Genomic DNA, 22986 nt, shown 5'->3' on the forward strand with positions numbered 1-22986 from the left:
ATGTCACGAACTTCGTTAGACTGGCCCCATGCCCCCGAGTCACCGGCCCGCACCCGACGCCCTCGCCGCCTGGCACGCCTACCGGGCGCTGCCCCTGCTCATCGACGCGGAGGTCGCCCGCGACCTGGAGCAGGACACGGGCCTGTCCATGGCCGACTACGACGTCCTGGCCGCCGTGACGGCGCTCGCGTCCGCCGACACCTGCATCCGCGTCAGCCTCCTCGCCGCCCATCTGCACTGGGCGCACAGCCGCCTGTCACGGCACCTCGGCCGCATGGAGCGCCGCGGCCTCGTCGCCCGTGAACCGTGCGAGCGCGACGGCCGCGGCGACGACGTCCTGTTGACCTCCGCCGGGCAGGCGGCTCTCGACGAGGCGACCCCCGCCTACCTGGCGTCCGTGCACCGGCACTTCGCCGCGCTGCTGTCCCGGGAGCAGCTCGCCGCGCTCACCGGCATCGAGGCGACGATCGCCGGGCGGCGCTGAGGCGTCCGGCGTCCGCCTCAGCCGCGGATCATCGACATCAGCAGCCCATGGGTCTCGGCGTCCGCCGCCGCCACGAGGCCGCGGCCACCCCGTCCGACCGGGCCGCCGTCGACCCCGGTGACGACGCAGCCCGCGGCCCGGCACAGGGCGATCCCGGCCGCGAAGTGCACGCTCCCCGACAGGTCGCCGCCGTCGGTGACGTACGCGGCCCGCCTGCCCGCCGCGACCCACGCCAGCGCCAGCGTCGTGGACACGACCCGCGGCCGGAACCGCCCGCCGAAGTCGGGGTGGGCCAGCAGGTCGACGGCCCGGAAACCGGGGGCGCTCGGGAACGGCGGGTCCAGGTTGACGTCCACCAACCGCGTGGCGGGCGTCGGCGCCAGCGGGGTGTCGACGCCGTCCTGCCGCACCCAGGCGGACGTGCCGTCGGTGCGGAACACCTCGGCGCTGAACGGGTCGGCCACCGCTGCCGCCCCGTCGCGCAGCGCCACGTTGACGGCGACGAGCATGTTGCCGACGGCGTAGTTCAATGTGCCGCACAGGGGGTCGACCAGCCATCGGCGCGCGGTGTCGTCGGCGCCGTGCCGCCCGCTCTCCTCGCCGAGCACCGCGTCGTCGGGCCGCGCGGCGCGGATGACGTCGAGGATCGCCTGCTCCGCCTGCACGTCGGCGGCGGTCGCGAAGTCCCCCTCACCCTTGTCGATCCGGGAGAGCCGCCGGCCGTACAGGGTGCGCACCACGTCCGCACCGGCGCTCGCCCCGGCTGTCGCGACGTCGACATCCGCAGAACCCGCTGAATCCACATATGAGTTGATCATGCCAAGCAGACTATCGCCGCCCGCCGCCCCGACCGGAGCCGGTCAGAGCCGGTCAGAGCCGGCCGACGGGATGATCCCCGAGAGACTAGGCCCTCGCGCTCTCGTCCGGGTGCAAGGCGTCCAGGATGAGGGTGAGGCCGAAGGTGAACTCGTCGGCGTAGTCGTATCCGGGCTTGAGGGCGTGCTCGGTGGCCAGCTCGGTGAGGTGGGGGTAGGCGTCCGCGGGCATCTCGTCGAGGATGGCGCCCGCGACCTCGCCCAGTTCCGCCGAGCCGTTGAACGGCAGGCTCAACTCCTGGATCACGAAGCCGTACAGGTAGCTGTCGATCAGGGAGAAGGCGTGCGCCGTCATGGCGACGGAGAACCCTCCGGCGCGCAACGCGCCGATGACGGCGTCGTGGTGGCGCAGGGTCGCGGGGCCGGGCCGGGACCGGGAGTCCATCAGGGCGACGGCCCAGGGGTGGCGCCGGAGCGCGGCGCGGGCGGACTCCGCGCGGTGGCGCATGGCGCTCTTCCAGTCCATGCCGTCCGGCGGCAGGTCGATCTCGCCGAACACCACGTCCACCATGCCGTCGAGGACGTCCTCCCGCCCCGCGACGTGGTGGTAGAGCGACATCGCCTCGACGCCCAGCGGTGCGGCGACGGCCCGCATGGTGAGCGCCGCCGAGCCCTTCTCGTCGGCGATCGCCACCGCCGCACGGATCACCCGCTCACGGCTCAGCGGCGTGCGCGCCCGAGTCCCGCGCCGCCCCTTGCCCGGCTGAGGCATGCGTACCTCCCGATCGCTCCCCTTGACCGCCTTACAGCATAAGGCTAGCTTGCCTTACAACATAAGGTACGCATTCCGGCGAGGGGCTGGGCCATGGGTACGGATCACGTGAAGAAGGTCTGCGTCATCGGGGCTTCGGGAAAGCTCGGCCAGTACATGGTCCGGCACGCGCTGGAGCGCGGCTACGAGGTGGTCGGCGTGTGCCGGGAGCGCAGCGTGCCGAAGCTGGCCGCGCTGGAGGACCGCATCACCGTCGTCCCCGGGCCCACGAACGACCCGGAGGTGATCCGGCGTGCGGTCGCCGGATGCGACGGGGTCCTGACGGTCCTCGTGCCCTGGGGTGTGCGGCAGTACGCGTCGGGGACGGCGCAGGCGGTCCTCGACCACGCGCGGCCGGGTGCGCGCCTGGTCTTCTCCTGCGGCTGGCACATCACGCGCGACGGCAAGGACCGGTACTCACGGAAGTTCACGCTGGGCGTCCGGGTCGCCGCTTTCCTCGGCAAGCTCGTGCGCGCCGTCGAGATCGACGACCAAGTGGAGGCGTGCCGCCGGGTGTTCGCCAGCGACACCCGGTGGACCGTGGTGCGCGGCAGCTCCCTCGAGGAGGGCGGGAGCCAGGGTCTGCCCGTGTGGAGCCGGCACGTCGGCGACCCGGTACTGGCCAGCGATCTGACCCGCCGGGTGGACTTCGCCCTGTTCATGGTCGAGGCGCTCACCGACGACGCCCTCGTCCAGGAGGCCCCGGCGATCGTCGGCCGCCTCACGCCCAGCGCCCTCGCCCACGCCGGGGACACCCGCGACCCCGCCTAGGCCGGGGCCTGTCCGACACCCCGCCTGAGCCAGGCCGTCCGTCACCACTGCGCGGCCAGCCTCTCCAGGAACACCCGCTGCCCCGCCACGAGCTTCTCCCCGGCCCGCTCCAGCGGCAGCCACGCCACCCGGTCCAGCTCCGGGAACTCCTGGACGCGGCCCGACCCGCGCGGCCACTCCGTCCGGAACGTGCCCGGGACCACCGCCTCCGGATCGAGGTCGGCCTCGACGGCCCAGACGGTCACGGTCTTGCCGCCCGCCTGCCGCACCTCACCGAGCGGCAGGTAGGGCCCGGCGGGGGCGGGCAGTCCCAGCTCCTCCTCGAACTCGCGCACCGCCGCGGCCAACGGCTCCTCGTCGTCGCCGTACTCACCTTTCGGGATCGACCAGGCCGCCTGGTCGCGGCGCGCCCAGAACGGTCCGCCCATGTGGCCGACGAGCACCTCGGGCGCCGGGCCCGGGCGGCGGTAGAGGAGCAGTCCGGCGCTGCGGCGGCCGGTCATGACGGCGGGTGGGGTGGGGGCTGCATGGCATCGGACCCTACGCCCGCGTCGGCGCCGGAGCGGGGCGGGACGCGGCCCGCTCAGGCCTCAGGGCAGGGCCGACGGCCGTCGCGTCACCCGGGTGCGGTACGAACTCCCTGTGAACGAAGAGATTCGACCCGAGACCGTGCGTGTGTTCATCGCGCTCTCCCCGCCCGACGACGCGAAGCAGGAACTGGCCAGGGAGCTCGGCCCCGCCTACCGCGCGCACCCGCGGATGCGCTGGAACCGCATCGAGGACTGGCACATCACCCTGGCGTTCCTCGGCGAGGTCCCGCCCGCGGCGATTCCGGTGCTGCGGCCGCCCCTTGCGGACCTCGCGGCGGCCCGCCGCCCGCTCACCCTGGCGCTGCGCGGGGGCGGGCACTTCGACGAGCGGGTGCTGTGGAGCGGCATCGGGGGCGACCTCGACGAGCTGCGGCTGCTCGCCGCCGACGTGCGTGCCGTGGTCAAGGAGTGCGGCATCCACTTCGCGGAGCGGCCGCTGCGGCCCCATCTGACGCTGGCCCGGGCCCGCCGCGACACGCCGTCGTGCGCGGTCGAGGCCGCCGCCGGGCTGAGCGGCTTCACCGGCCGCCCCTGGCAGACCGAGCGCCTCCACCTGGTCGCCAGCAACTTCGGGCGCGGTCCCGGCCCCATCCGCTACCGGGACGTCGACGCCTGGAGCTTCGACGGCGAGGACCGCCACGCCGGTTAGCCCGTCGGCGGATGCCGGGCGTGGGCCGACTCGGCCGCCGTGTCCAGTCGTGGGACGCGACGAACCCGGTGGCGCGATCGGCCGCCACGACCGATCCCGCCACCGGGCTCGCCTCGACCGCGAGGCCTACAGCGGCTGTACCGAGATGTTCCGGTACCGCACCGCGTTCGCGTGGTCCTGCAGCCGGATGGCGCCCGCCGTCGGGCCCTCGGGATCCCCCGCTCCCGTCGGTCCGTCGATCGCCACGTTGTCGTGGACCTTCACGCCGTTCCACACCAGGGTGACGCGCGCGTCCTCCGTCTTCTTGCCGCTGTCGTCGAAGCGGGCGGCACGGAAGGTGATGTCGTACGTCTGCCAACTCTCCGGTGGCTTCGCCGCGTTGGTGTCAGGTGCCTTCTTCTTGTAGATCGCGCCGGCCTCGTCGTCGGCCGGGGAGTCGTCGCCGTGGGAGTCGAGGATCTGGATCTCGTAGCGCTCCTGGAGGTAGACGCCGCTGTTCGCGCGGTCCTGGCCGGTCACGTCCGGCGGCAGCTTCGGCAGCCAGAACTCGACGTGCAGCTTGAAGTCCTGGAACGCCTGCTTGGTGCGGATGTCCCCGCAGCAGACCTCCATCGCGCGGTCCCCGACGAGCGGCCACTGCGGGGTGCGGCCGTCGGTGTGCTGCCAGGGCGAGCGGTCGGCGCCGTCGAAGAGGGTGGTCCTGGCGCCCTGCGGGTGGACGGACAGGAGATCGAGGTTCAGATGCCCGGTGTCGCCCTCGTCATGGCGGTACGAGATGGTGTTGGCGCCCGCCCGCAGCTTCAGGCGCTCGGTCCGCGTGGACCACTTGTCCCAGGTGCCGGTGGAGTGCAGCTTCACCTGCCGCACCTTCTCGCCGTTGACGTGGACGCTCAAGGTCTTCGTCCCCGCCTCCGGATACGGGCCGTTGGCGTAGCGCAGGCCGACGTCATAGGTGCCCGCCTTCTTCGCCCGGACGTCGAAGGTGGTGGCGGCGCCCTTGGTGCCGTAGCCGTCGACGAAGCCGCTGCCGGAGTACGCGCCGTGGTTGTTGTTCGTCCTGGCGCCGCCGTCGAGCCGGGCCTCCTCCGCCTCGTACAGGGTTTGCGGGGCAGGCTTCACGCCGGGGATGCGGTTCAGGGTGTACCACGCCTCGGTGGACCACAGGCCCTTGCCGCCCTCGGCGGTGAAGGGGCGGGGCGAGCGCACATGGACGACCCGGTCGGACTTCAGGCCCGGGATCTCCAGGGTGACCTTCTTGCGGTCGGACGACAGCGTCGCCGCGCGCACCGGCAGGGTCTCCTCGTCCACCTTGGGGCCGCCGTAGGCAGCGGTCGGAACGTAGCGCCACTGCGCGACCTGGTAGCGGGCGGCGAGTTTCTCGGCCGTCGCCTGGGACACCGGCTTGGTGTACTCCATCTCGAATCCGGTCCGGGTGGCGCGCATGGCCTTGATGTCGAAGGCGTCGTCGCCCTGGGGCGTCAGCTTCTGCAGGCCGTGCTTGAGCTTGCCCGGCTGGCCCCAGTTGCCGCCGGCGCCCAGACCACCCGCGTACAGCGCGCCGTCGGGGCCCGTGCTGATCCGGTTGACCCCGGCCTCCAGGCCCTGGGTGAAGCGGAAGACCGCGCCCTGGTACTCGCCGCCGACCTTCTCCAGGGACGCCCGCTGCACGCCGCCGTAGGTGACGTCGCCGAAGAGCAACTGGCCCGCGAAGGTGCCCTCCTTCAGGAGGATCGGATTGCTCGGCGAGTTACCGATCTCGTTCTGCGGCAGCCACAGCACGGGCCGTGTGACGGGCTTGTCGTCGAACGGCCCGTCGGGGTTGGTGTGATGGTTGAAGAAACGGCCCTGCTTGACGTGCAGGAGCTTCGACGACGGCAGCCAGCCGCCCTGGTTGTCGGTGGCGAACAGGTCGCCGTCGGGTCCCCAGCCGATGCCGTTGGGGGTGCGCAGGCCGCCCGCGACGTAGGAGACCTCGCCGGTCGCGCGGTTGACCTTGATGGTGGTGCCCCGGTTCTTCGCGGGCTGCGGGTCGGTGGTGGCGCCGCCGAGGTTGATGGCGACGGACAGGTTCAGATAGAAGAAGCCGTCCCGATAGAGCAGGCCGAAGGCGAACTCGTGGAAGTTCTTGCCGAACGGCCAGGTGGCGACGGTCTCGTAGGCGTCCGTGACGTCGTCGCCGTCGTCGTCCTTCAGCCGGGTCAGCTCGTGTTTCTGGGAGACGTAGAGGGAGCCGTCGACGTACTTGAGGCCCATCGGCTCCTTCAGGCCCTCGGCGACCTTCTTGGTGGTCACCTTCTCGGGGCCGGTGCTGCCGGTGACGTTGTCGAGGAGGTAGACCTCGCCCTTGGTGTTGTCGGTGCCGCCCCACGTGGCCACGGCGAGGCGGCCGTCGGGCAGCCAGTCCATCGCGGAGACCTGCGGCTCGAAGCCCTTCGGCCTGAGGTCGGTGAGCCGGTAGTCGGGGTGGACGCCGTTCAGCGGCAGGCCGTCGCCCGGCGTCTCCGTGGAGCCCGCGCACTCCTTGCGGCCCGGCGCCGTGACGCGCACGACACCCTTGTCGGTGCTCAGGACCGAGTTCGGCACGACCGTGAGGTCACCGGCGCCCGGCGGCTTCCAGGAGAGCGTGACCTGCTGTTCGCCGCCCGCCTCGAAGTGCTCGATGAGCAGGGCGTGGTACCCGGCCGTCAGCTCGACCGTGCCGTCCTTGGGGCTCGGACCGTGCTGGCCGTCGTGGTCGATGACCCGCTTGTTGTCGATCAGCAGCCGGGAGCCGTCGTCGCTGGTGAGACGGAAGGTGTAGGTGCCGTCCTGCGGGACGTTCAGGTTGGCGATGGTGTGCGAGACGAAGTTGTCGGCGAGGCCGCCGAAGTCCGCGGCCTCCTTCCAGTCGACGACCGGCTTCAGCTCGTCGACGTTCGGGGTCTGGCCGGGCTTGAGCTCACACAGCTTGTTCAGGGGCTGCTGCATGTCGTAGACGCGCTGGGTGACCCCTGGCTCCTGGGGCGGGAGTTCGACGAAGGGGCTCGGATCGTCGTCGGCGGCGGGGGCGGCCGGGGCCTGCGCGGGGGCCGCCCAGGCGGCTCCGGTGACTCCCGTGGCCCCGGTGAGTCCGGCGAAGAGGGATCCGACGGCCAATAAGCTCAAGCGAGTACGGAATCTTCGGTACGACCGTGCGCTCATTGCTGCTCCCGGCAGGTGATGAGGCGAAGGGACCTGGCGTTCCGGCCACCTGCGCGCGGGGTGGGGCATCCGGCGCCACCGGGGCTCCGGGCGCGTGCGGGTGACTTGGGGCGGGACGCTAGTCAGCTTTCATCGAACCCGGAACCCCTTGCGCGACAAGGAACACAACTTTTTCTCGCGGGAGGACAAAGCGCGGCCCGTGGAACCGGTGGGGCGGGGCACGGCCTCCCCCGCCCCACCGGGCACGCAGAGGTCACCGGCCCTGCGGTCAGGGAGCGATGCCCACGCCCGGGATCCGCCCCCAACTCCGCTCCTGCGCCGCCGTCATCGCGGGCCAGGAGTGACCGCCGGGGCGGGCCCGCACCCGTGACGCGTACTCCCCCGGCACGAAGCGGGGGTCGTAGAAGCAGCCCGTGCCGTACGTCGCGTCGAAGGCCGGGCAGGACGCGGCCACGGACGCCGGGGTGGGCTTCCTGCCCTCGCGCACCCAGGTGTCCAGCGCGGCAAGGGAGTTGGCGTACTCGGCCGCGCTCAGCCCGCTGTGCTCGCCCTCCCGTGTGAACGTCTGCACCAGATGCCGGTCCCGGCCCGCTCCGCGCAGCGAGGCGCGGTAGGCCGCCTCGTGCTCGACGAAGGCCGTCGGGTCGTCGATCGCGTGCAGCGTCAGCACGGGGATCGCGACCTTGCCCGTGAGGTCGCTGTCGTACGACAGGTCGCGGGCCGCGGCGGGGTCGGCCGAGAACCGCCGCACCCCGGCGTTGAGGGCCTTGTCGTCGTGCGAGCCGGTGTAGCGCACGCCCTTGTTGCTGAAGGGGTTGCGGCCGCCGAGCCGCTTGTCGACGATGTCGCGGAAGGTGAAGGTCGCGAACTTCAGATGGGATTCCAGGGAGCGTTCCGGGATCCGGGTGACGGCGAGGATGTCGTCGAGGTTGCGCTCCTGTCGGGCCGTGCGGTCGGCGGGCGCCGAACCCAGACCGGTGCACTCCTGGAGCCGGGCCTCCAGGTCGGCGCCGGTCATCGTGGAGTCCTTCGGCAGGCCGCTCCACAGCGGGTACGGGGGTTCGGACGGCCGGGGGTGGTTCTGACAGTAGTACTGGTAGACGACGCGCAGGTCCACGCGGTAGTCGTAGCCGCGCGAGCCGCCGCCGAGGACGCCGTTGGTGAGCAGCGCGCCGTCGTAGGGCCGTCCGCCGCGCGAGCCGTAGGTCTCGACGGCCTTGGCGGCGACGTCACCTCCCCAGGACTGGCCGTGCAGGTAGGTCTTCCGCGGCTTCTGGAACTCGCGCACGAACAGCTTGCGCAGGTTCTCGGTGTCCGCGGCCGCCATGCGCGTGCCGTAGCCGCCCCGGCGGTAGGAGGAGCCCGCCCAGGCGTACCCCTCGGCCACCATCACCGACCAGCGGTCGAGGTCGTCCACGCTGCGCTGCGGGTCGGACCGGGAGCCGAGGTCGGGGCCGCCGTGGGCGTGCAGGACCAGTGAGCCGTTCCAGTTCCGGGGGACGGCGATGGTGTAGTACGCGCCGTTGCCGTCCCGGCCGGTGTAGCAGGCGGCCTTCGCGCCCACGCTCTCCGGGCAGTCCGTGGGGCGGGGACCTGTGGGGTCGGCCGCGGGGCGGGGAAAAGTGGGGTCGGCCGCGGTGGCGGGTGCGGGTCCCGCGAGGCCCGCCGTGAGGACCACGGCGATGCCACCGGCGAGGGCGGCGGCGTGCCCCCGCCGGTGGGACATGCGTGCACGGCGTGGTCGTCGTGCGGTCAGCCAGTTGCCCATGAGTCGTCCTTCCCCGGGCCTCCAGGCGCGGCCCTCGCGCGGAGGGCTCGATGCTAGGCACCGGTGAAGTGGCGTACGAGGGCTCGGGGATTGCGTTCATATTGATCTCCGCGGCCGTCCGCCCGAGACCTCACCTCCCGCTCAGGACGTCCCGGCCCCCACTCCCGCCATGCGCTCCGCCAGATACCGCTGGAACTGCCACAGCGGACGCTCCAGATGCGAGAAGCGACCCCCCGACGGCGCCGGGTCGGTGGCGAGGCCGCGCTGCACCCCGCGCACCGCCACCACGTCCTCCGCCTGGATCACCTCGAACTGCTGCCGGGACGCCTCCACATAGGCGTCGTAGCCGGGCCGCTGCTTGGCCTCCGCGGGGACCAGGACGGTGAAGACCGCGTCATGGGCGCCCGGGCCCCTCGGGATCCAGCGCGCGAACGCCACGCTGTCGGGCATCAGGGCCATCGCCATGTTCGGGAAGACGCCCGCGACCGTCATGCCGGAGAGCTGGCGCATGCCGAGCCCGGGAATGAGGGTGCCGACCAGGTCCATGCCGTCCGGTCCCTGCGGGATCTCCATGTCGGGGGCGAACGGGGTGTACATGCTGAACCCGCGCCCCTCGCACTCGTCGACGACGGTGTCCTTGCCGGGGAGGATCCGCTCCAGGGTGTCGGCGTGCGAACCCATGTGGTGGTAGTTCTCCGAACCGTTCTCGAACGCAACCTTCCAGTTCGCGGGGACGCCGTCCCAGCGGGCCGTGAAGCCGACGACCAGGTCCTCGATCCGGTAGGGCGCCACCGTGGCTTCGAGCGCGCTCAGCTGCGGGGCGAGCGGGGCCGCGTCCGGGTCCGCGCTGACCATCAACAGGCCGTGCCAGACCTCCAGGCGGTACTGGGGAAGGCGGCAGGCGGCGCGGTCGAACTCGACCTTGTTCATCAGGGGCGCGCCCGCGAGCTGTCCCGCGAACTCGCCGTTCAGGCGGTACGTCCAGGTGTGGTACGGACACGTGAGGCGTTTGAGCGAGCCCTGGTCCGGGGTCGTCTCGGGCGGCAGGACGTCCATGAAGCGGTGACGGCACACCCTCGACAGGGCGTGCAGGTCGCCGTTCTCGTCGCGGGTGACGACCAGGGGCCGGCCGAGGTCGTCCGTGCGCAGATAGTCACCGGGCGCGGCGACCTGTGAGACATGGCCGACGCAGATCCAGTCACTGCCGAAGATGCGGTCCTTCTCCCACTCGTGGAAGTCCTCGCTGGTGTACGCCCGGGCGGGCAAGGTCTCGCCGCGCTCCAGGGGCAGCTCGGCGAGCCGGGCCAGTTCACCGAGCAGGGCGGGGAGCGCGCCGTGCGGGGATCCGTGATGCGGGGAGGGACGTCCGTCGTACGGGGAGGTGTGCGGAGAGTCGTGCGGGGAGGTGTGCGAGGAAGTGTGCGAGGAGGAGACTCCGTCGCGCGGGGAGGTGAGTCCGTCGTGCAGCATCGTGGCACCGCCTTCAGTCCGGGATCTCCTTTCATGCTCCGCCGCGGCCGACGGAGCGGGATCGACAGCCTGAACGACCTTCGGGTACATCCTTCGGCTGACCCGGGCAATCCGGATGTCCGATGCACGGGAGACAGGCAATCGACGTAAACTCACCCCTCACCTAAAGGTCTAGGCCAATGACTGACGCCTGAGGCGCGGGAGACGGGGGTCAACACCGGACGGCCGCGCTCCGCGATCACCCCGAACCCCCTGCCTGTGCAGCACATTTGAGCACACACCGGCATGGAACGACTCCTTGACGTGGTTGATTGGTATAGGCCAATATCCACCTCGTTCGCACCGCTTTCGCCGCGGTCGACCGATCCGCCGATCCCGCACCCCGCTCCTCCGGAGGTCCCTCATGGCAAGCGACAGCCACCCGCGCCTGACCCGGCTGGCCAACTCCGTGCTCCAACCGGGCTTCGCGGGCACCACCGCCCCGGACTGGGTGCGCCGCCGGATCGCCGACGGGCTCGCGTCCGTCGTGCTCTTCGGCCGCAACATCGAGAGCCCCGAGCAGGTCGCCGCCCTCACCGCGGCCCTGCGCGCCGAGAACCCGGATCTGATCGTCGCAATCGACGAGGAGGCCGGCGACGTCACCCGCATCGGCGCCCGCACCGGCGCGTCCTGGCCGGGCAACCTCGCGCTCGGCGCCATCGACGACCCCGAGCTCACCGAGCAGGTCGCCCGCGACATCGGCCGCCAACTGCGGGCGATCGGCGTGTCGTTGGACTTCGCGCCCAGCGCCGACGTGAACTCCAACGCGATGAACCCGGTCATCGGCGTCCGCTCCTTCGGGGCCAGCACGGACGTGGTGGCCCGGCAGACCGCCGCCTGGATCCGCGGCCTGCAGTCCGTCGGCGTCGCCGCCTGCGCCAAGCACTTCCCCGGCCACGGCGACACCGACGTCGACTCCCACCACGGCCTGCCGCGGTTCACGGCCGACGCCGACGAGATCGCCCGGACCGCCCTGCCGCCGTTCGCCGCCGCGATGGACGCGGGCGTGCGCGCCGTCATGACCGCGCACATGCTGGTCCCGGCCCACGACGACGAGATGCCCGCCACGCTCAGCGGCCCGATCATCAACGGCCTGCTGCGCGAGAAGCTCGGCTTCACCGGTCTCGTCGTCACCGACGGCATCGAGATGGGCGCCGTGACCGGCCCGTACGGCATCACGGGCGCCACCGTCCGGGCCGTCGCCGCGGGCGTGGACGCGGTGTGTGTCGGCGGCGAGAGTGCCGAGGAGTCCACCACCGTCGACCTCGCCGACGCCCTGGTGCGCGCGGTGCTCGACGGCACGCTGCCCGAGGAGCGCCTGACCGAAGCGGCCGCGCGCGTGGGCGAGTTCGCCACCTGGTCGGCCGCCCTCGCCCGGCAGGCGGACCCCGACGCGGACGCCTCCGACATCGGCCTGGTCGCGGCCCGCCGCGCCGTCCGGGTGCATCGCAGCGGCAACGGCGCCGAGCTCCCGCTCGCGGCCGACCCGCACGTCGTCGAGCTCTCCCCCACCATGAGCCTCGCCGTCGACGGCGCCACCCCGTGGGGCGTCGGCGAGCCGCTGCGCGCGCTGCGTCCCGGCACGACGTCCGTGCGGATCTCGGAGTCCGAACTGACCGGCCAGGACGACCTCCTCGACCGTCTCGCCCTGGCCCCCGCGAACGGCCGGGACCTGATCGTCGTCGTCCGTGACGCGGCCCGGCACCCGTGGATGTCCCAGGCGCTCCAGGGCCTGGTGCGCCGCCGCCCGGACGCCCTGGTGGTGGAGATGGGGGTTCCCGCGGGCGAACAGGTCGGCGCGGTCCACGTGACGACGTACGGCGCCACGCGGGTCTCCGGCATCGCCGTCGCCGAGGTGCTCGCCGGCGCCTCCTGAGCGCCGGGGCGGCCCGGCGGTGGGCCGCCCCGAGCCGCCCCGCACTCGCCGACACGGCCGCCCCCGCAGCCGCCCGAAAGGGCACCCGAAACGCCTTCCCGCCCTGCCCGAAAAGCCCTTGTGGGCAGCCCTTGAGGGCACACTTCCGGGCGGCGCGCCTGGCCATCGACGCGGCAACACACCCGGTTCGGGCGGGGGTTGACTTCGCCCTTGGTCTAGTCCATCTTTGGTGGAAACCGAAGCTGGTCTAGTCCACTCCGGGGAGGGTGTGCGCCGGACCCAGGAGTCCGGAGCGAGCCCCCACCGCGCAGCGGGGCGACCGGCATCGCGCGCCCACCGCGGGCCTCTTGCCCCGGGAGCGGCGTCGAGTACGAGGAGGTAGCACCACCGGCTCTGTCGACACCGAGCACCACGGCGCCCGCGCGCCACCGGCACGACAGTGCCCCGCAGCCCTGCCACGCCGCTGCCCCTCCTCCCACCACGCCGCCCGCCCCGGACGCACCTCGCCGAGGGCGCGGCCGGGCGGACCACGGCCGAGCACCCTTCGGCCCGCGATCCGCCGCCGCGATCCGCACGCCATGCCACCACCGTGGCCCCGGACCGACCACCCCCACGCCACGGCAGCCGCACCGACCGTCCGTCACCCCTCTCGCCCACCCCCGCACACCGCGCCCCATGCGGCCGGCGGGAAACGAACCCGCACGCACTCCGACCCCGGACCGACCCGGGTACGTCGTTCCGCGACGCCCCGCGACCGGACACCCGTGTCCGTCGCGCCGCGTGCCGCCCCGGTCCCTTCGCCGCTCCGGCGGGCAGTGTCGCTCCCGGACCGCGACGACGGCGGCGCCTCGGCCGTTCTCGTCGCCGCCTCCCGCGAGGCCTCCCCCCATGCGCGACACCGCCGGACCGCGGCCCCTCCTGCCCTTTCGCCGTGCCCACAAGTGCCCCTTCACCGCGTCCCAGCAGCCCTGGAGGACCCCGCATGTCCACCCCGTACGAATTCCTGCACCGAGCCGCGTCGGACCGCCCGTACTTCAGCTCGGACGGCGAGACGTACCTGGCGCAGTTCCCGCTGAACGAGATCAAGAAGACGCACCCGCTGCGCGTCCTCACCGAGGAGCAGTTCACCTCCTGGCAGACCTACGGCTACGTGGTGGTCCCGGAGGCGATATCCGCCGAGGCCGCGGGCCGTCTGCTCGACTTCACCTGGGAGTTCCAGGGGCTCGACCGGTCCCGGCCCGACACCTGGTACGAGGAGCGGGAGTTCAGCACCGACCTGGAGCGGGACCTCTACATCTACGGCTTCGTGGAGGCGTACCACCACCAGCTGATCTGGGACAGCCGCCAGACGCAGCGGGTCTACGACGCGTTCGTCGACGTGTGGGACTGCGAAGAGCTGTGGGTGACCCTCGACCGGCTCAACCTCAACCCGCCGAACGTGAAGAACCGTGACCGCGCGCTGATCGCGCCCACCGACGAGGGCTTCGACATCGAGCTGCACTGGGACGTCGACTCCACGCGCGGGGTCCTTCCGCAGCGGGTGCAGGGCATCATCGCGCTCCACGACACCCAGCCGGAACTGGGCGGATTCCAGTGCTCACCGGAGCTGTTCCGGCAGTTCGACCGGTGGAAGCTCGACCAGCCCGCGGACCGCGACCCGATCCGCCCCAACACCGACCGCGCCGAATTCCCCGTTGTGCGGCCCGAGTTGAAGGCGGGCGACCTGCTGATCTGGAACGGCATGCTGGCGCACGGGGTCGCCCCCAACACCTCTGACAACGGTGTCCGCTCCGTGCAGTACCTCTCCATGATGCCGGCGCTCGAGGAGAGCCACACGCTGCGCAAGTCGCGCGTCGAGTCCTGGCGGAACCTGTCCACGCCGGACTGGAACGCGACGCTCGTCGGCGACTCCACGAAGCACGAGTCGCAGCGCTACGGCACCGCCGAACTCACCGAACTCGGCGAGAAACTCCTCGGCCTCAGTTCCTGGCACGCCGACAACGCCTAGTGGTGAAGCGGAGAACCGCCATGCGCAAGATCTGCCTGACCCTGCCCACCAACAGGGCGTGCACCGCCATGATCGTGGCCCTGCTCCAGGAGGCGGAGTACGCGGCCCGCACCTTCGACGTCGAGGTGCACGTACTGATCCTGGACTCCTCCGGGCCCGCGACCTTCGCCGAGCACGCCCGCGCCGCCCGGACGGCGCCCGCCGCCGCGGGGATCGTGGTCCATCACCTCGGCGAGGACGAGCAGCGCGCCTTCCTGCGGGAGGTGATCGACGGCGCGGGCGCCGTGAAGCAGGACCTGCTGCTCGACCTGATGCTGCCCGACGCCGTGTCGTACGGCGCCTGCACCAACCGGGCGTTCCTGCTCGCGGCCGCGCTCGGCTGCGCGTCGGTGCACCGCAGGGACTCCGACAGCGACTACCAGGTACTCAACGGCGAGCCCGTCTACCCCGTCCACCACGAGCTGATGTCCCTCGGCAAGCGCGCGGCCGACGCGGCAGGCGGCGTCACCGGGAGCGACCTCGCCCCGGAGCACGCCGACAAGCCCGTGGTGCTCGTGGGCTCGTCGTTCATCGGTGAACTGTCCGTGGACATCAGTGAGATGCGCGACCTCGACCACGAGGTCTACCACGACGTCGTCAGCCTGTGGGCGCCGCAGGAGTGGTCCGCGGAACAGAAACGGGAACTGGTCGACGAGTCCTTCCGGGGCGCGGGCCACGACCCGTTCACGGGCGACCGCGCCGAACTGACCCTCGTCGACCCCATGCGCGTCGACATGTGCAACGTCAGCTTCCACGGAGTGCACGAGCGGGTCCCGCTGCCCCCGGCGACCGACACCATCGGCAGCGACTACTTCCTGCTGCATCTGGTGTACGACGCCACGCTGCCCGGGGTCGTGCACAACCGCAACATCGTGAACTTCTACACGGGCGAGCGCAGGACCGAGTCCGGCTTCGTCGCGTACCAGAACCGGTTCGTGAAGTTCTTCCTGTCGATGCTGTACCTCAACCACGTCTACGCCGCGATGACGGCGGCCGGGCCGGAGCTGCTCGACGAGCACCACGAGGTGCGCGTGCCGCGGATCGCCGAACTCGTCCGGGAGAGCACCCGGTTGGACACGGCGGAGAACGTGGCGCGGCTCGACGCCCTCGATCGTTCCTACCGGAAGCTCGGCGGCAAGTACGCCGCGTTCGCCGACACCCTCGTGCCCCGGCGCGGGCGGCTGCTGGACGAGGCGCGGCAGGACATGGAGGACTTCGCGCTGCTCATCGAGGGCTGGGCGGCGCTGGTCCGGGCGAGCCGGACCACGCGCATCGGCCGACGGCACGCGTAGCGGAACAGGGCATCCACCATGTACGAAACGACCAACCTGCGGGCGGCCCTGGCGGCCGCCACGGAGGACCAGATCGTCTACGACCTGCCCGGCATCGCCGACCGGCACGACTCTCTCGTGCACGAACTGCCGGGCGTCGCCGTCCGGTTCGCGATGAAGGCCTGTCCGGTCGACGAGGTGCTGTCCTGCCTCGCGGGGAGGGGCGCCGGGTTCGACGCGGCGAGCCCGCACGAGATCGCGCAGGCCCTCGCCACCGGCACGCCGGCGGACCGGATCCACTACGGCAACACCATCAAGTCCGACCGCCACATCGCCGCGGCGTACGACCTCGGCATCAGGGACTTCGCGACGGACAGCGTGGAGGACGTCCGCGCGCTCGCGGCGCTCGCCCCGGGTTCGCGCGTGTTCTGCCGTCTCGCCACCGACGGCGAGGGCGCCCTGTGGGGTCTCAGCCACAAGTTCGGCTGCTCCCCCGCCGACGCCCTGCGGGTGCTCTCGACGGCGCGGGCCTCGGGCCTGACGCCGTCGGGCCTGTCCGTGCACGTCGGCTCCCAGCAGATGACGGCCGAGGCGTGGCGCGCCGCGTTCGACCGCATGGCCGACGTGCTCGCGGCCCTGGAGCGGCGCGGCATCCGTCTCGACCACATCAACCTGGGCGGCGGCCTGCCCGCCCTCGGCTACCGGGACCGCTTCGGCAGGCCCCTCGACCCGCCCCTGGACAAGATCTTCGCCGTGATCAGGGAGGGCATGCAGCGGCTCAGGGCCGTCACCGGGACGCCGCTGGACTTCGTCATCGAGCCGGGCCGCTATCTCGTCGCCGACCACGGCGCCGTCCGCGCCCATGTGTCGCGCCTGTCCGCGCGCGAGCAGGTCAGCGGGGAGCGCCAGCACTGGCTGTACCTCAGCTGCGGAAAGTTCAACGGCCTGTACGAGATGGACGCGCTCCAGTACACGCTGGTGTTCCCCGAGTACCAGGGCAGCGACTACGTCCCGGCGGTCGTCGCGGGCCCCACCTGCGACAGCGACGACGCGTACAGCCACGAGGGCAGCCTCGTGCACGTGCCGCGGAGCGTCGCGTCGGGCGACCCGGTGTGGATCCTGTCCTCCGGCGCGTACGCGGCGAGCTACACCACGCAGGGCTTCAACGGCTTCGGCCCGCTGCCCTACACGTGGATACGCGGCGAGGGCGACGCCGCGCCCCTCGTCTCCTCGGCGGGAGGGCGCACGCGATGACCCACGACGTACGCATCCGGCTTCGGCACATCGCCGACGGCGACTGGGACGGCATCGCGGCGCTGGAGGCCGAGGTGTACACGCCGCTCGGGCTCTCGGAGGGCCGGGCCGCGCTGGAGTCACGGGCGCGGGCCTCGCCGAGCACCTGCTTCGTGCTCGACGGCCCGGAAGGGCCCGCCGGGTATCTGCTCGCGCTGCCGTATCCGCCGTTCGAGTCACCGGACCTGGCGCGGGCCGAGGAGCCCGCGCCCGGCGCCGACCCCGACTCCCCCCAAGCCCCCGTTCCCCCCGCCTTCCCCTCCGACAATCTGCACCTGCACGACCTCGTCGTCGCCGAGGACTTCCGGGGGCGCGGGCTCGCCCGGCGGCTCCTGCGGCACCTGGCGACGACCGCGCGGTCGCAGACGTACGAGCAGATCTCCCTGGTCGCCGTCGCGGGGAGCGAGACCTTCTGGTCGGCGCAGGGGTACCGGGCCCATCGGGAGATCCCGCTCCCGGGCAGTTACGGCACGGACGCGGTCTACATGTCCGCGGCGGTGCCGGAAGGACGAAGAGGCTGAAGACGCTGATGCAAAGATCGTTCGTTCGCGATGAGTTCCGGCGCGCACAACTGGCCATCGCGGCGCTGTTCTGCGTCCTGGGCTTCCAGTACGCCACGTGGGCGGCCAGGCTGCCCGCGCTCAAGTCCCGGCTCGACCTGTCCGAGGCCGAGTTGGGACTGCTCCTGATGGCCTGCGGTGTGGGCGCCGCGGCGTCCTTCCCGCTGGTCGCCGCGCTCACCCGGCGCTGGGGCTCGCGGCGCCTCGCGCTGGTGTCGGCCCTGTTCCTCGGCGTGCTCCTGCTCGCCCTCGCCGCCGCGCCCAACTACCCGGTCGCCCTCGTCGTCATGTGCGCCGACGGCGTGGGCGTCGGCTGTCTGAACGTCGCCATGAACGCGCAGGGCGCCGCGCTGGAGGCCCGGCACGACCGGACCGCCATGTCGCAGCTGCACGCGACGTTCAGCGCCGGTTCGCTGGGGGCCGCGCTGCTCGCCTCCGGCATGAGCGCGCTCAGTTCGTCGGTGGCGCTGCACTTCGGTGTCGCCACCGTGCTGGTCCTGCTGTTGACGCTGTTCTCCCAACCGGCGCTGCTCCCGGACGAGAAGCCCGCCGACGCGGCCGCGGAGTCGGCCACCGACGGGGCCGCCGGACAGGACACCGACGCGCCGGGGAAGAAGGCCCGGCGCCGTTGGAGCCTACCCGCCCGCGTGACGCTGTGGATGGGCGGCGCCATGGTGTGCGGCACCGTGGCGGAGGGCGCCATGAACGACTGGTCGGCGCTCTACATGAAGGAGGTCGCCGACGCGTCGGCGCGCCTCGCACCGCTCGGCATCGCCGTGGTCTCCGTGATGATGGTCCTCGCCCGGCTCTTCGCCGACGGCTGGCGCACCCGCTTCGGCGACGGCCGCGTCGTGCGCGTGGGCAGCCTCCTGGCCGCCGCGGGCCTCGCGTTCGCCCTTCTCGCCGGTGGTGTCGTACCGGCCCTGATCGGCTTCGCCTGCATGGGCCTCGGCATCGCGGCCGTCACGCCGTGCGTGTACGTGGCCGCGGCCCGGCAGGGCTCGGAGGCGCTGGCCCTGGTCGCCGCGATGGGCACGACCGGCCTGCTCGCCGGTCCGCCGCTCATCGGCTTCCTCGCCCACGGCACGAGTCTGGTCTGGGGCATGGCGGCGGTGGCGGTCTCGGCGTCGCTGGTGTCGGTGTGCGCGGCGCGGATCGGGTGGCCGGCGGCTGCGGCGCGGGGAGCGGAGGTGGAGGCGAAGGCGTGAGGAGGCGGTGGGCTGCCTCGGGGACGGGGTGGCCCACCGCGAGCGAAGGGGCCGCTACGGGTTGCAGTTGAGGACGATGCCCTCGTTGACGCGGCAGATGTCGTTGCCTTCGCCCCCGTCGACTTCGCCCTCGTTCAGGAGGACCTGGATCTCGTCGTCACCGGGATTGCCGTGGATCCTGCCCTTGGCGCCGTCGATCTCGTCGTTGACGGAGACGATGACGTCGTCGTTGCCCGCGCCGCCCTGGATCAGGCCGATGCTCGCCTCCTCCAACCTGATGGTGTCGTCCCCGTTGCCGCCGTTCATGACGCCGGCGTGGTTGAACGTGACCCGGATCGTGTCGTTGCCGTCGTGGCCGAAGATGACGTCCCCGGAGACCAGGCGGTCGCACCGGATGTTGTCGTCGCCGGTCGTTCCGTAGATCTCCGGGCCGGATTGAGGCCGGCCGTTGACGACGCAGTTCTCCGCCGCGGACAGCGCGTCGCCGGGGGCCGCGAAGGCGGTGGTGGGCCAGGCGAGCAGCGCGGTCACGGCTGCGAGTCGGGCCACCCGGTGGAAGGTCGTACGGCGCGGACGCCTGTAGTGGATGCTCATGACGCGAGCATCGACCGGACCTGCGGCGCTGTCACCGGAGCGGAAGCCGCCGTCACCCGCATGTGGCGCCCATTCATCCCCTTGGGTGACATGGTCCAAGCCCCGCTCAGGCCACGGCCCACGCCTCCGACCGGCAAGCGGCCACCGCCTCCTCGGGCGTCATGGCGGCCCCGCGTCGGTGCGCCGCCCCGTACGCCTCCTCGTCGAGGGACGCACGTACCACCGCAGTGATCCGGTCGACGTCCCCACGTTCCGCGGGCGGCAGCGGCATGCCGACCGACTCCCGGGCCGTGTGGGCCGCGCCGAGGAGGACGGCGGCGCACTCCGGGCGGCCGTCGGCGGCGTGGGCCCCGGCCAGGCCTTCCAGGGCGAAGGCCAGGGCACGTGCGTCGCCGGTGTTGCGGGCCGCGGCCCAGCCCTCCAGGTGGAGCCGCAGGGACGCCGCCGCGTCGCCGCGCTGTTCGGCGATGAAGCCGAGTTCGGCGAGGACGAGTGCGATGCCGGGTTCGTAGGACATCCGCGTGAGCCACCGGAGGACGTGGCGGAGCTGGGTCTCGGCGGCGTCGAGGCGGCCCGCGCGGCGGGCGCCGAGGGCGAGGCCGGTCTCGGCGCGGATGACGCCCGGCTTGAAGCTGTGCTCGGCGGCGATCCGCATGGCGCGTTCGTGGAAGGCGCGTGCCGCGTCGTGGTCCCCGGTGAGGGTGGCGGTGCTGCCGAGGCCGCAGAGCTGGTCGGCGGCCTCGGGCCACAGGCCGAGGTCCTCGGCGATGCGCAGCCCCTCTTCGTGCAGCCGTGCGGCCCGCGGGTAGTCGCCGGTCATCTGGGCGAGCCCGGCGAGGGGTTCGACGGTGAGCAACTGCCCCCAGCTGTCGCCGAGTTCGGCGAAGAGGGCCGCGCTCTGCCGCCCGGCGCTCTGGAGGGTGCCGAGGTCGCCGCGGACATGGGCCTGGTTGGCGCGGACGCAGAGGGCCGCGGCGAGGCCCCACCGGTCGTCGAGGGCGCGGAATCCGTCGAGGGCGAGGCGGATCAGTTCCTCACTGGCGGCCTGGTCGCCCACGCCGAACAGGGCGAGGCCGAGGAACCACTGGGCGCGGGCGCCCTCGCGCCGGTCCGCGATGTCCTTGGAGAGTTCGACGGCGCCCCCGTTCCACTCCGCGCGGTCGGTGCCGTCCCCGACGAGGACCGCGAACCCGGCCTGCCAGGCCCGCGCCCGGGCCCGGGCGGAGGCGACGGACTCCGGGGTCGTGGCGGTTCCCGCGTGCCGCCGTGACGTGCCCAGCGCGGCGTCGAGGGATCTGACGGCCTCCCTGAGGCGCCCCCTCAGGAACCAGTACCAGGCTAGCGCGTTCACCAGACGCAGGGCGTGCTGTTCGGCGCCGTCGCGCACGGCCTCGTCCAGTGCGCGGCGGAAGTTGGCGGCTTCCGCGTCCAGGAGCCGCAGTCGGCGCCGCTGGTCGTGGCCGCGCAGATGGGGCGCGGCGCGTTCGGCGAGCGCGAGGTAGTGGTCGCGGTGCCGTCGGCGTACGTGTCCGGCCTCGCCCGCCTCCTCCAAGCGGGCCGCGCCGTAGTGCGCGACGGATTCCAGGAGCCGGTAGCGCAGCCCGTCGCCGCTGTCGGCCGCGACGACCAGGGAGCGGTCCACGAGACGGGCGAGCAGGTCGAACACGTCCTCGGGGAGCAGGCCTTCGTCCGCGCACACCTCCTCGGCCGCCGCCAGCGTGCAGCCGTCGGTGTGCGCGGCGAGCCTGCGGAGCACGGTCTGTTCGGGCGCGGTCAGGAGCTCCCAGCTCCAGTCGATCATCGCGCGCAGGGTCTGCTGTCGGGGCGGGGTGCCCCGGTGGCCGGTGCCGAGCAGCCGGAACCGGTCGTCGAGCCGTGCGACCAACTCCCTTACGCCGAGGGCCCGTACGCGCGTGGCGGCCAGTTCGAGGGCCAGCGGGATGCCGTCGAGCCGGCGGCAGACCGTCGCGACGTCGTGGGCGTTGTCCGCGTCGAGGCGGAAGCCGGGGGCGGCGGCGGTGGCCCGGGCGACGAAGAGCCGCACGGCACCTGCGCGTGCCACGTCCGCGGCGTCCGGGTCCCGTGCGGGGTCGGGCACGTCGAGCGGCGGCACGGCCCAGATCGTCTCGCCGGGGATGCCGAGGGGTTCCTGGCTGGTGGCGAGGATCCGCAGGCCGGCGGCGCGGCGCAGCAGCGCGGATGCCAGGTCGGCGACGGCGTCGACCACGTGCTCGCAGTTGTCGAGGACCAGCAGCAGCCGCTGGTCGCCGAGCGCTTCGGCGAGCCGGTCGGCCGGTGCGGCGGGGCTGCCCGGGGCGGCGGTCTCGGATGCGGTCTCCTCGCGGATGCCGAGCGCGGCCATCACCGCCTCCGCGACGGCGTGCGGGGCGTCCGCCGGTTCCGTACGCCCTCGGGGCGCGAGCTCGACGAGCCGGACGCCGTCGGGGAAGTCGTCCGCCGCCTGCGCCGCCACGGCGAGCGCGAGCCGGGTCTTGCCCACCCCGCCCGCCCCGGTCAGCGTCAGCTGCCGCACCGAGCCGAGCAGGGACGTCACCTCGGTCAACGCGTCCTGGCGGCCGATGAGTTCGGTGAGGGGCACCGGCAGGTCGGGGCGGGGGCGCGGGCCGGCGGCGGGAGGCGGGCCAGGAGTAGGAGGCGGTGCGGGAGTGCGAGGCGGTGCGGGAGCGGGAGACGGTGCGGGAGCGGGAGACGGTGCGGGAGTGAGGGGCGGTGCGGGCACCACCGGCCCACCGAGCGCCGGGTCCTGCTCCAGGATCGCCTGCTGCAGGCCGACCAGCTCGGGGCCGGGGTCGAGCCCCAGCTCGTCCGCGAGCCGCACCCTCAGCTCCCGGTACGAGGCCAGCGCGTCGCCCGGTCTGCCCGCGCCGTGGAGCGCGCGCATCTGCACCGCGCGCAGCCGCTCCCGCAGCGGGTGCTCCGCGACGAGCGCGCCCAGTTCCCCGGCCACGTCGCCGTACGCGCCGAGTGCGACGCGCGCCTGCGCGTACTCCTCCACCGCCGTGAGCCGGGCCTCCTCCAGGCGGGCCACGACCGGCCGCGCGCACGGCATGTCCTCGTAGCCCGCGTACGCCGTACCGCGCCAGAGTCCGAGGGCGTCCGCCAGGAGCCCCGCGCGGACGGCCGGGTCGTCGGCGGCTCGCGCGCGGGCCGTCAGCGCGCCGAACCTGCCCGCGTCGACGCTGTCCCGTTCCGCGCGCAGCACATAGCCGCTCTCCTGACGGGTCAGGAGGTCACGGCCGCCTGGCTCGGCGTCGTCGAAGGCGCGCCGCAGCTGCCACACCTTGGTCTGCAGGGCCGCCGCGGGCTTGCCGGGCAGGTCGTCCTCGCCCCACAGGTCGTCGATCAGCCGGTCCGCGGACACGGGCCGCCCGTCGTGCGCGAGCAGCGCGGCCAGCAGGGCGCGGGTCTTGGGTCCTGGCACGGCGACCGGGTCGCCGTCCGCCGTCCACACGGCCAGTGGTCCGAGCACCCCGAATCGCATGACGTCACGGTAACTCAGGGCTGTGACCAGCGGGATGGCGGGCGTGAGAGCACGGTGA

17 protein-coding genes are annotated in these 22986 nt (G+C 72.8%); 9 read left to right on the top strand and 8 right to left on the bottom strand.

The window, feature by feature from the left end; all coding sequences use genetic code 11:
* Positions 1-28 precede the first annotated feature (28 nt).
* Positions 29-484, top strand: coding sequence for a MarR family winged helix-turn-helix transcriptional regulator (locus tag AB6L24_RS01530; RefSeq protein ID WP_405651098.1), 456 nt, complete (start codon positions 29-31; stop codon positions 482-484).
* 17 nt (positions 485-501) lie between these two features.
* Here the strand turns inward: AB6L24_RS01530 and AB6L24_RS01535 are convergent, their stop codons facing one another.
* Both AB6L24_RS01535 and AB6L24_RS01540 read right to left on the bottom strand, forming a co-directional pair.
* A complete protein-coding gene (locus AB6L24_RS01535) occupies positions 502-1302 on the bottom strand; it encodes an inositol monophosphatase family protein (protein ID WP_405651101.1) in 801 nt (266 codons plus the stop codon).
* Between the two features lie 85 nt (positions 1303-1387).
* Positions 1388-2071: a TetR/AcrR family transcriptional regulator gene (locus AB6L24_RS01540; RefSeq protein ID WP_405651103.1), complete on the bottom strand. Its 684-nt coding sequence runs from the start codon at positions 2069-2071 to the stop codon at positions 1388-1390.
* A gap of 93 nt (positions 2072-2164) precedes the next feature.
* Here AB6L24_RS01540 and AB6L24_RS01545 point away from each other — a divergent pair, with 93 nt between their 5' ends.
* Positions 2165-2881, top strand: coding sequence for an NAD(P)-dependent oxidoreductase (locus AB6L24_RS01545; protein WP_405651105.1), 717 nt, complete (start codon positions 2165-2167; stop codon positions 2879-2881).
* Between the two features lie 41 nt (positions 2882-2922).
* On the opposite strand, the gene AB6L24_RS01550 is transcribed toward AB6L24_RS01545, so the two are convergent.
* Positions 2923-3384, bottom strand: coding sequence for an NUDIX domain-containing protein (locus AB6L24_RS01550; protein ID WP_405651107.1), 462 nt, complete (start codon positions 3382-3384; stop codon positions 2923-2925).
* 139 nt (positions 3385-3523) lie between these two features.
* Here AB6L24_RS01550 and thpR point away from each other — a divergent pair, with 139 nt between their 5' ends.
* Positions 3524-4120 (top strand): RNA 2',3'-cyclic phosphodiesterase, encoded by a 597-nt coding sequence (thpR, locus tag AB6L24_RS01555; RefSeq protein ID WP_405651109.1) that lies wholly within the window; start codon positions 3524-3526, stop codon positions 4118-4120.
* A 126-nt stretch (positions 4121-4246) separates the two neighbouring features.
* Here the strand turns inward: thpR and AB6L24_RS01560 are convergent, their stop codons facing one another.
* From AB6L24_RS01560 to AB6L24_RS01570, 3 genes are all read right to left on the bottom strand, one after another.
* Positions 4247-7300 (bottom strand): family 16 glycoside hydrolase, encoded by a 3054-nt coding sequence (locus AB6L24_RS01560; RefSeq protein WP_405651111.1) that lies wholly within the window; start codon positions 7298-7300, stop codon positions 4247-4249.
* 268 nt (positions 7301-7568) lie between these two features.
* Positions 7569-9026, bottom strand: a complete 1458-nt coding sequence (locus tag AB6L24_RS01565) for a hypothetical protein (RefSeq protein ID WP_405651113.1) — start codon at positions 9024-9026, stop codon at positions 7569-7571.
* Positions 9027-9209: 183 nt separating this feature from the next.
* Positions 9210-10538 carry an aromatic ring-hydroxylating dioxygenase subunit alpha gene (locus AB6L24_RS01570; RefSeq protein ID WP_405651116.1) on the bottom strand — a complete coding sequence of 443 codons (1329 nt, stop codon included), beginning with the start codon at positions 10536-10538 and terminating at the stop codon, positions 9210-9212.
* A gap of 403 nt (positions 10539-10941) precedes the next feature.
* On the opposite strand from AB6L24_RS01570, the gene AB6L24_RS01575 reads away from it, so the two are divergent.
* From AB6L24_RS01575 to AB6L24_RS01600, 6 genes are all read left to right on the top strand, one after another.
* Positions 10942-12453 carry a glycoside hydrolase family 3 protein gene (locus AB6L24_RS01575; protein WP_405651118.1) on the top strand — a complete coding sequence of 504 codons (1512 nt, stop codon included), beginning with the start codon at positions 10942-10944 and terminating at the stop codon, positions 12451-12453.
* Positions 12454-13435: 982 nt separating this feature from the next.
* On the top strand, positions 13436-14461 hold the full coding sequence (locus tag AB6L24_RS01580) for a phytanoyl-CoA dioxygenase family protein (RefSeq protein WP_405651120.1): 1026 nt from the start codon (positions 13436-13438) through the stop codon (positions 14459-14461).
* A 20-nt stretch (positions 14462-14481) separates the two neighbouring features.
* Positions 14482-15792 (top strand): DUF6271 family protein, encoded by a 1311-nt coding sequence (locus AB6L24_RS01585; protein WP_405651122.1) that lies wholly within the window; start codon positions 14482-14484, stop codon positions 15790-15792.
* A gap of 18 nt (positions 15793-15810) precedes the next feature.
* Positions 15811-17025, top strand: a complete 1215-nt coding sequence (locus AB6L24_RS01590) for a type III PLP-dependent enzyme (protein WP_405651125.1) — start codon at positions 15811-15813, stop codon at positions 17023-17025.
* Positions 17022-17585 carry a GNAT family N-acetyltransferase gene (locus AB6L24_RS01595; protein WP_405651127.1) on the top strand — a complete coding sequence of 188 codons (564 nt, stop codon included), beginning with the start codon at positions 17022-17024 and terminating at the stop codon, positions 17583-17585. Before AB6L24_RS01590 ends, AB6L24_RS01595 begins: the two co-directional genes overlap by 4 nt.
* Before the next feature lie 8 nt (positions 17586-17593).
* A complete protein-coding gene (locus tag AB6L24_RS01600; protein WP_405651129.1) occupies positions 17594-18832 on the top strand; it encodes an MFS transporter in 1239 nt (412 codons plus the stop codon).
* Positions 18833-18886: 54 nt separating this feature from the next.
* Here the strand turns inward: AB6L24_RS01600 and AB6L24_RS01605 are convergent, their stop codons facing one another.
* Complete coding sequence (locus AB6L24_RS01605; RefSeq protein ID WP_405651132.1) at positions 18887-19426, bottom strand: hypothetical protein; 540 nt, start codon at positions 19424-19426, stop codon at positions 18887-18889.
* A gap of 106 nt (positions 19427-19532) precedes the next feature.
* Entirely contained in the window at positions 19533-22928 is a 3396-nt protein-coding gene (locus tag AB6L24_RS01610) for an AfsR/SARP family transcriptional regulator (RefSeq protein WP_405651134.1), read from the bottom strand.
* Between the last annotated feature and the right edge of the window lie 58 nt (positions 22929-22986).

Origin of the sequence: Streptomyces sp. RK9 (genome assembly GCF_045070545.1) — a bacterium.
In the GTDB taxonomy this organism is placed as follows: Bacteria; Actinomycetota; Actinomycetes; order Streptomycetales; family Streptomycetaceae; genus Streptomyces; species Streptomyces alboflavus.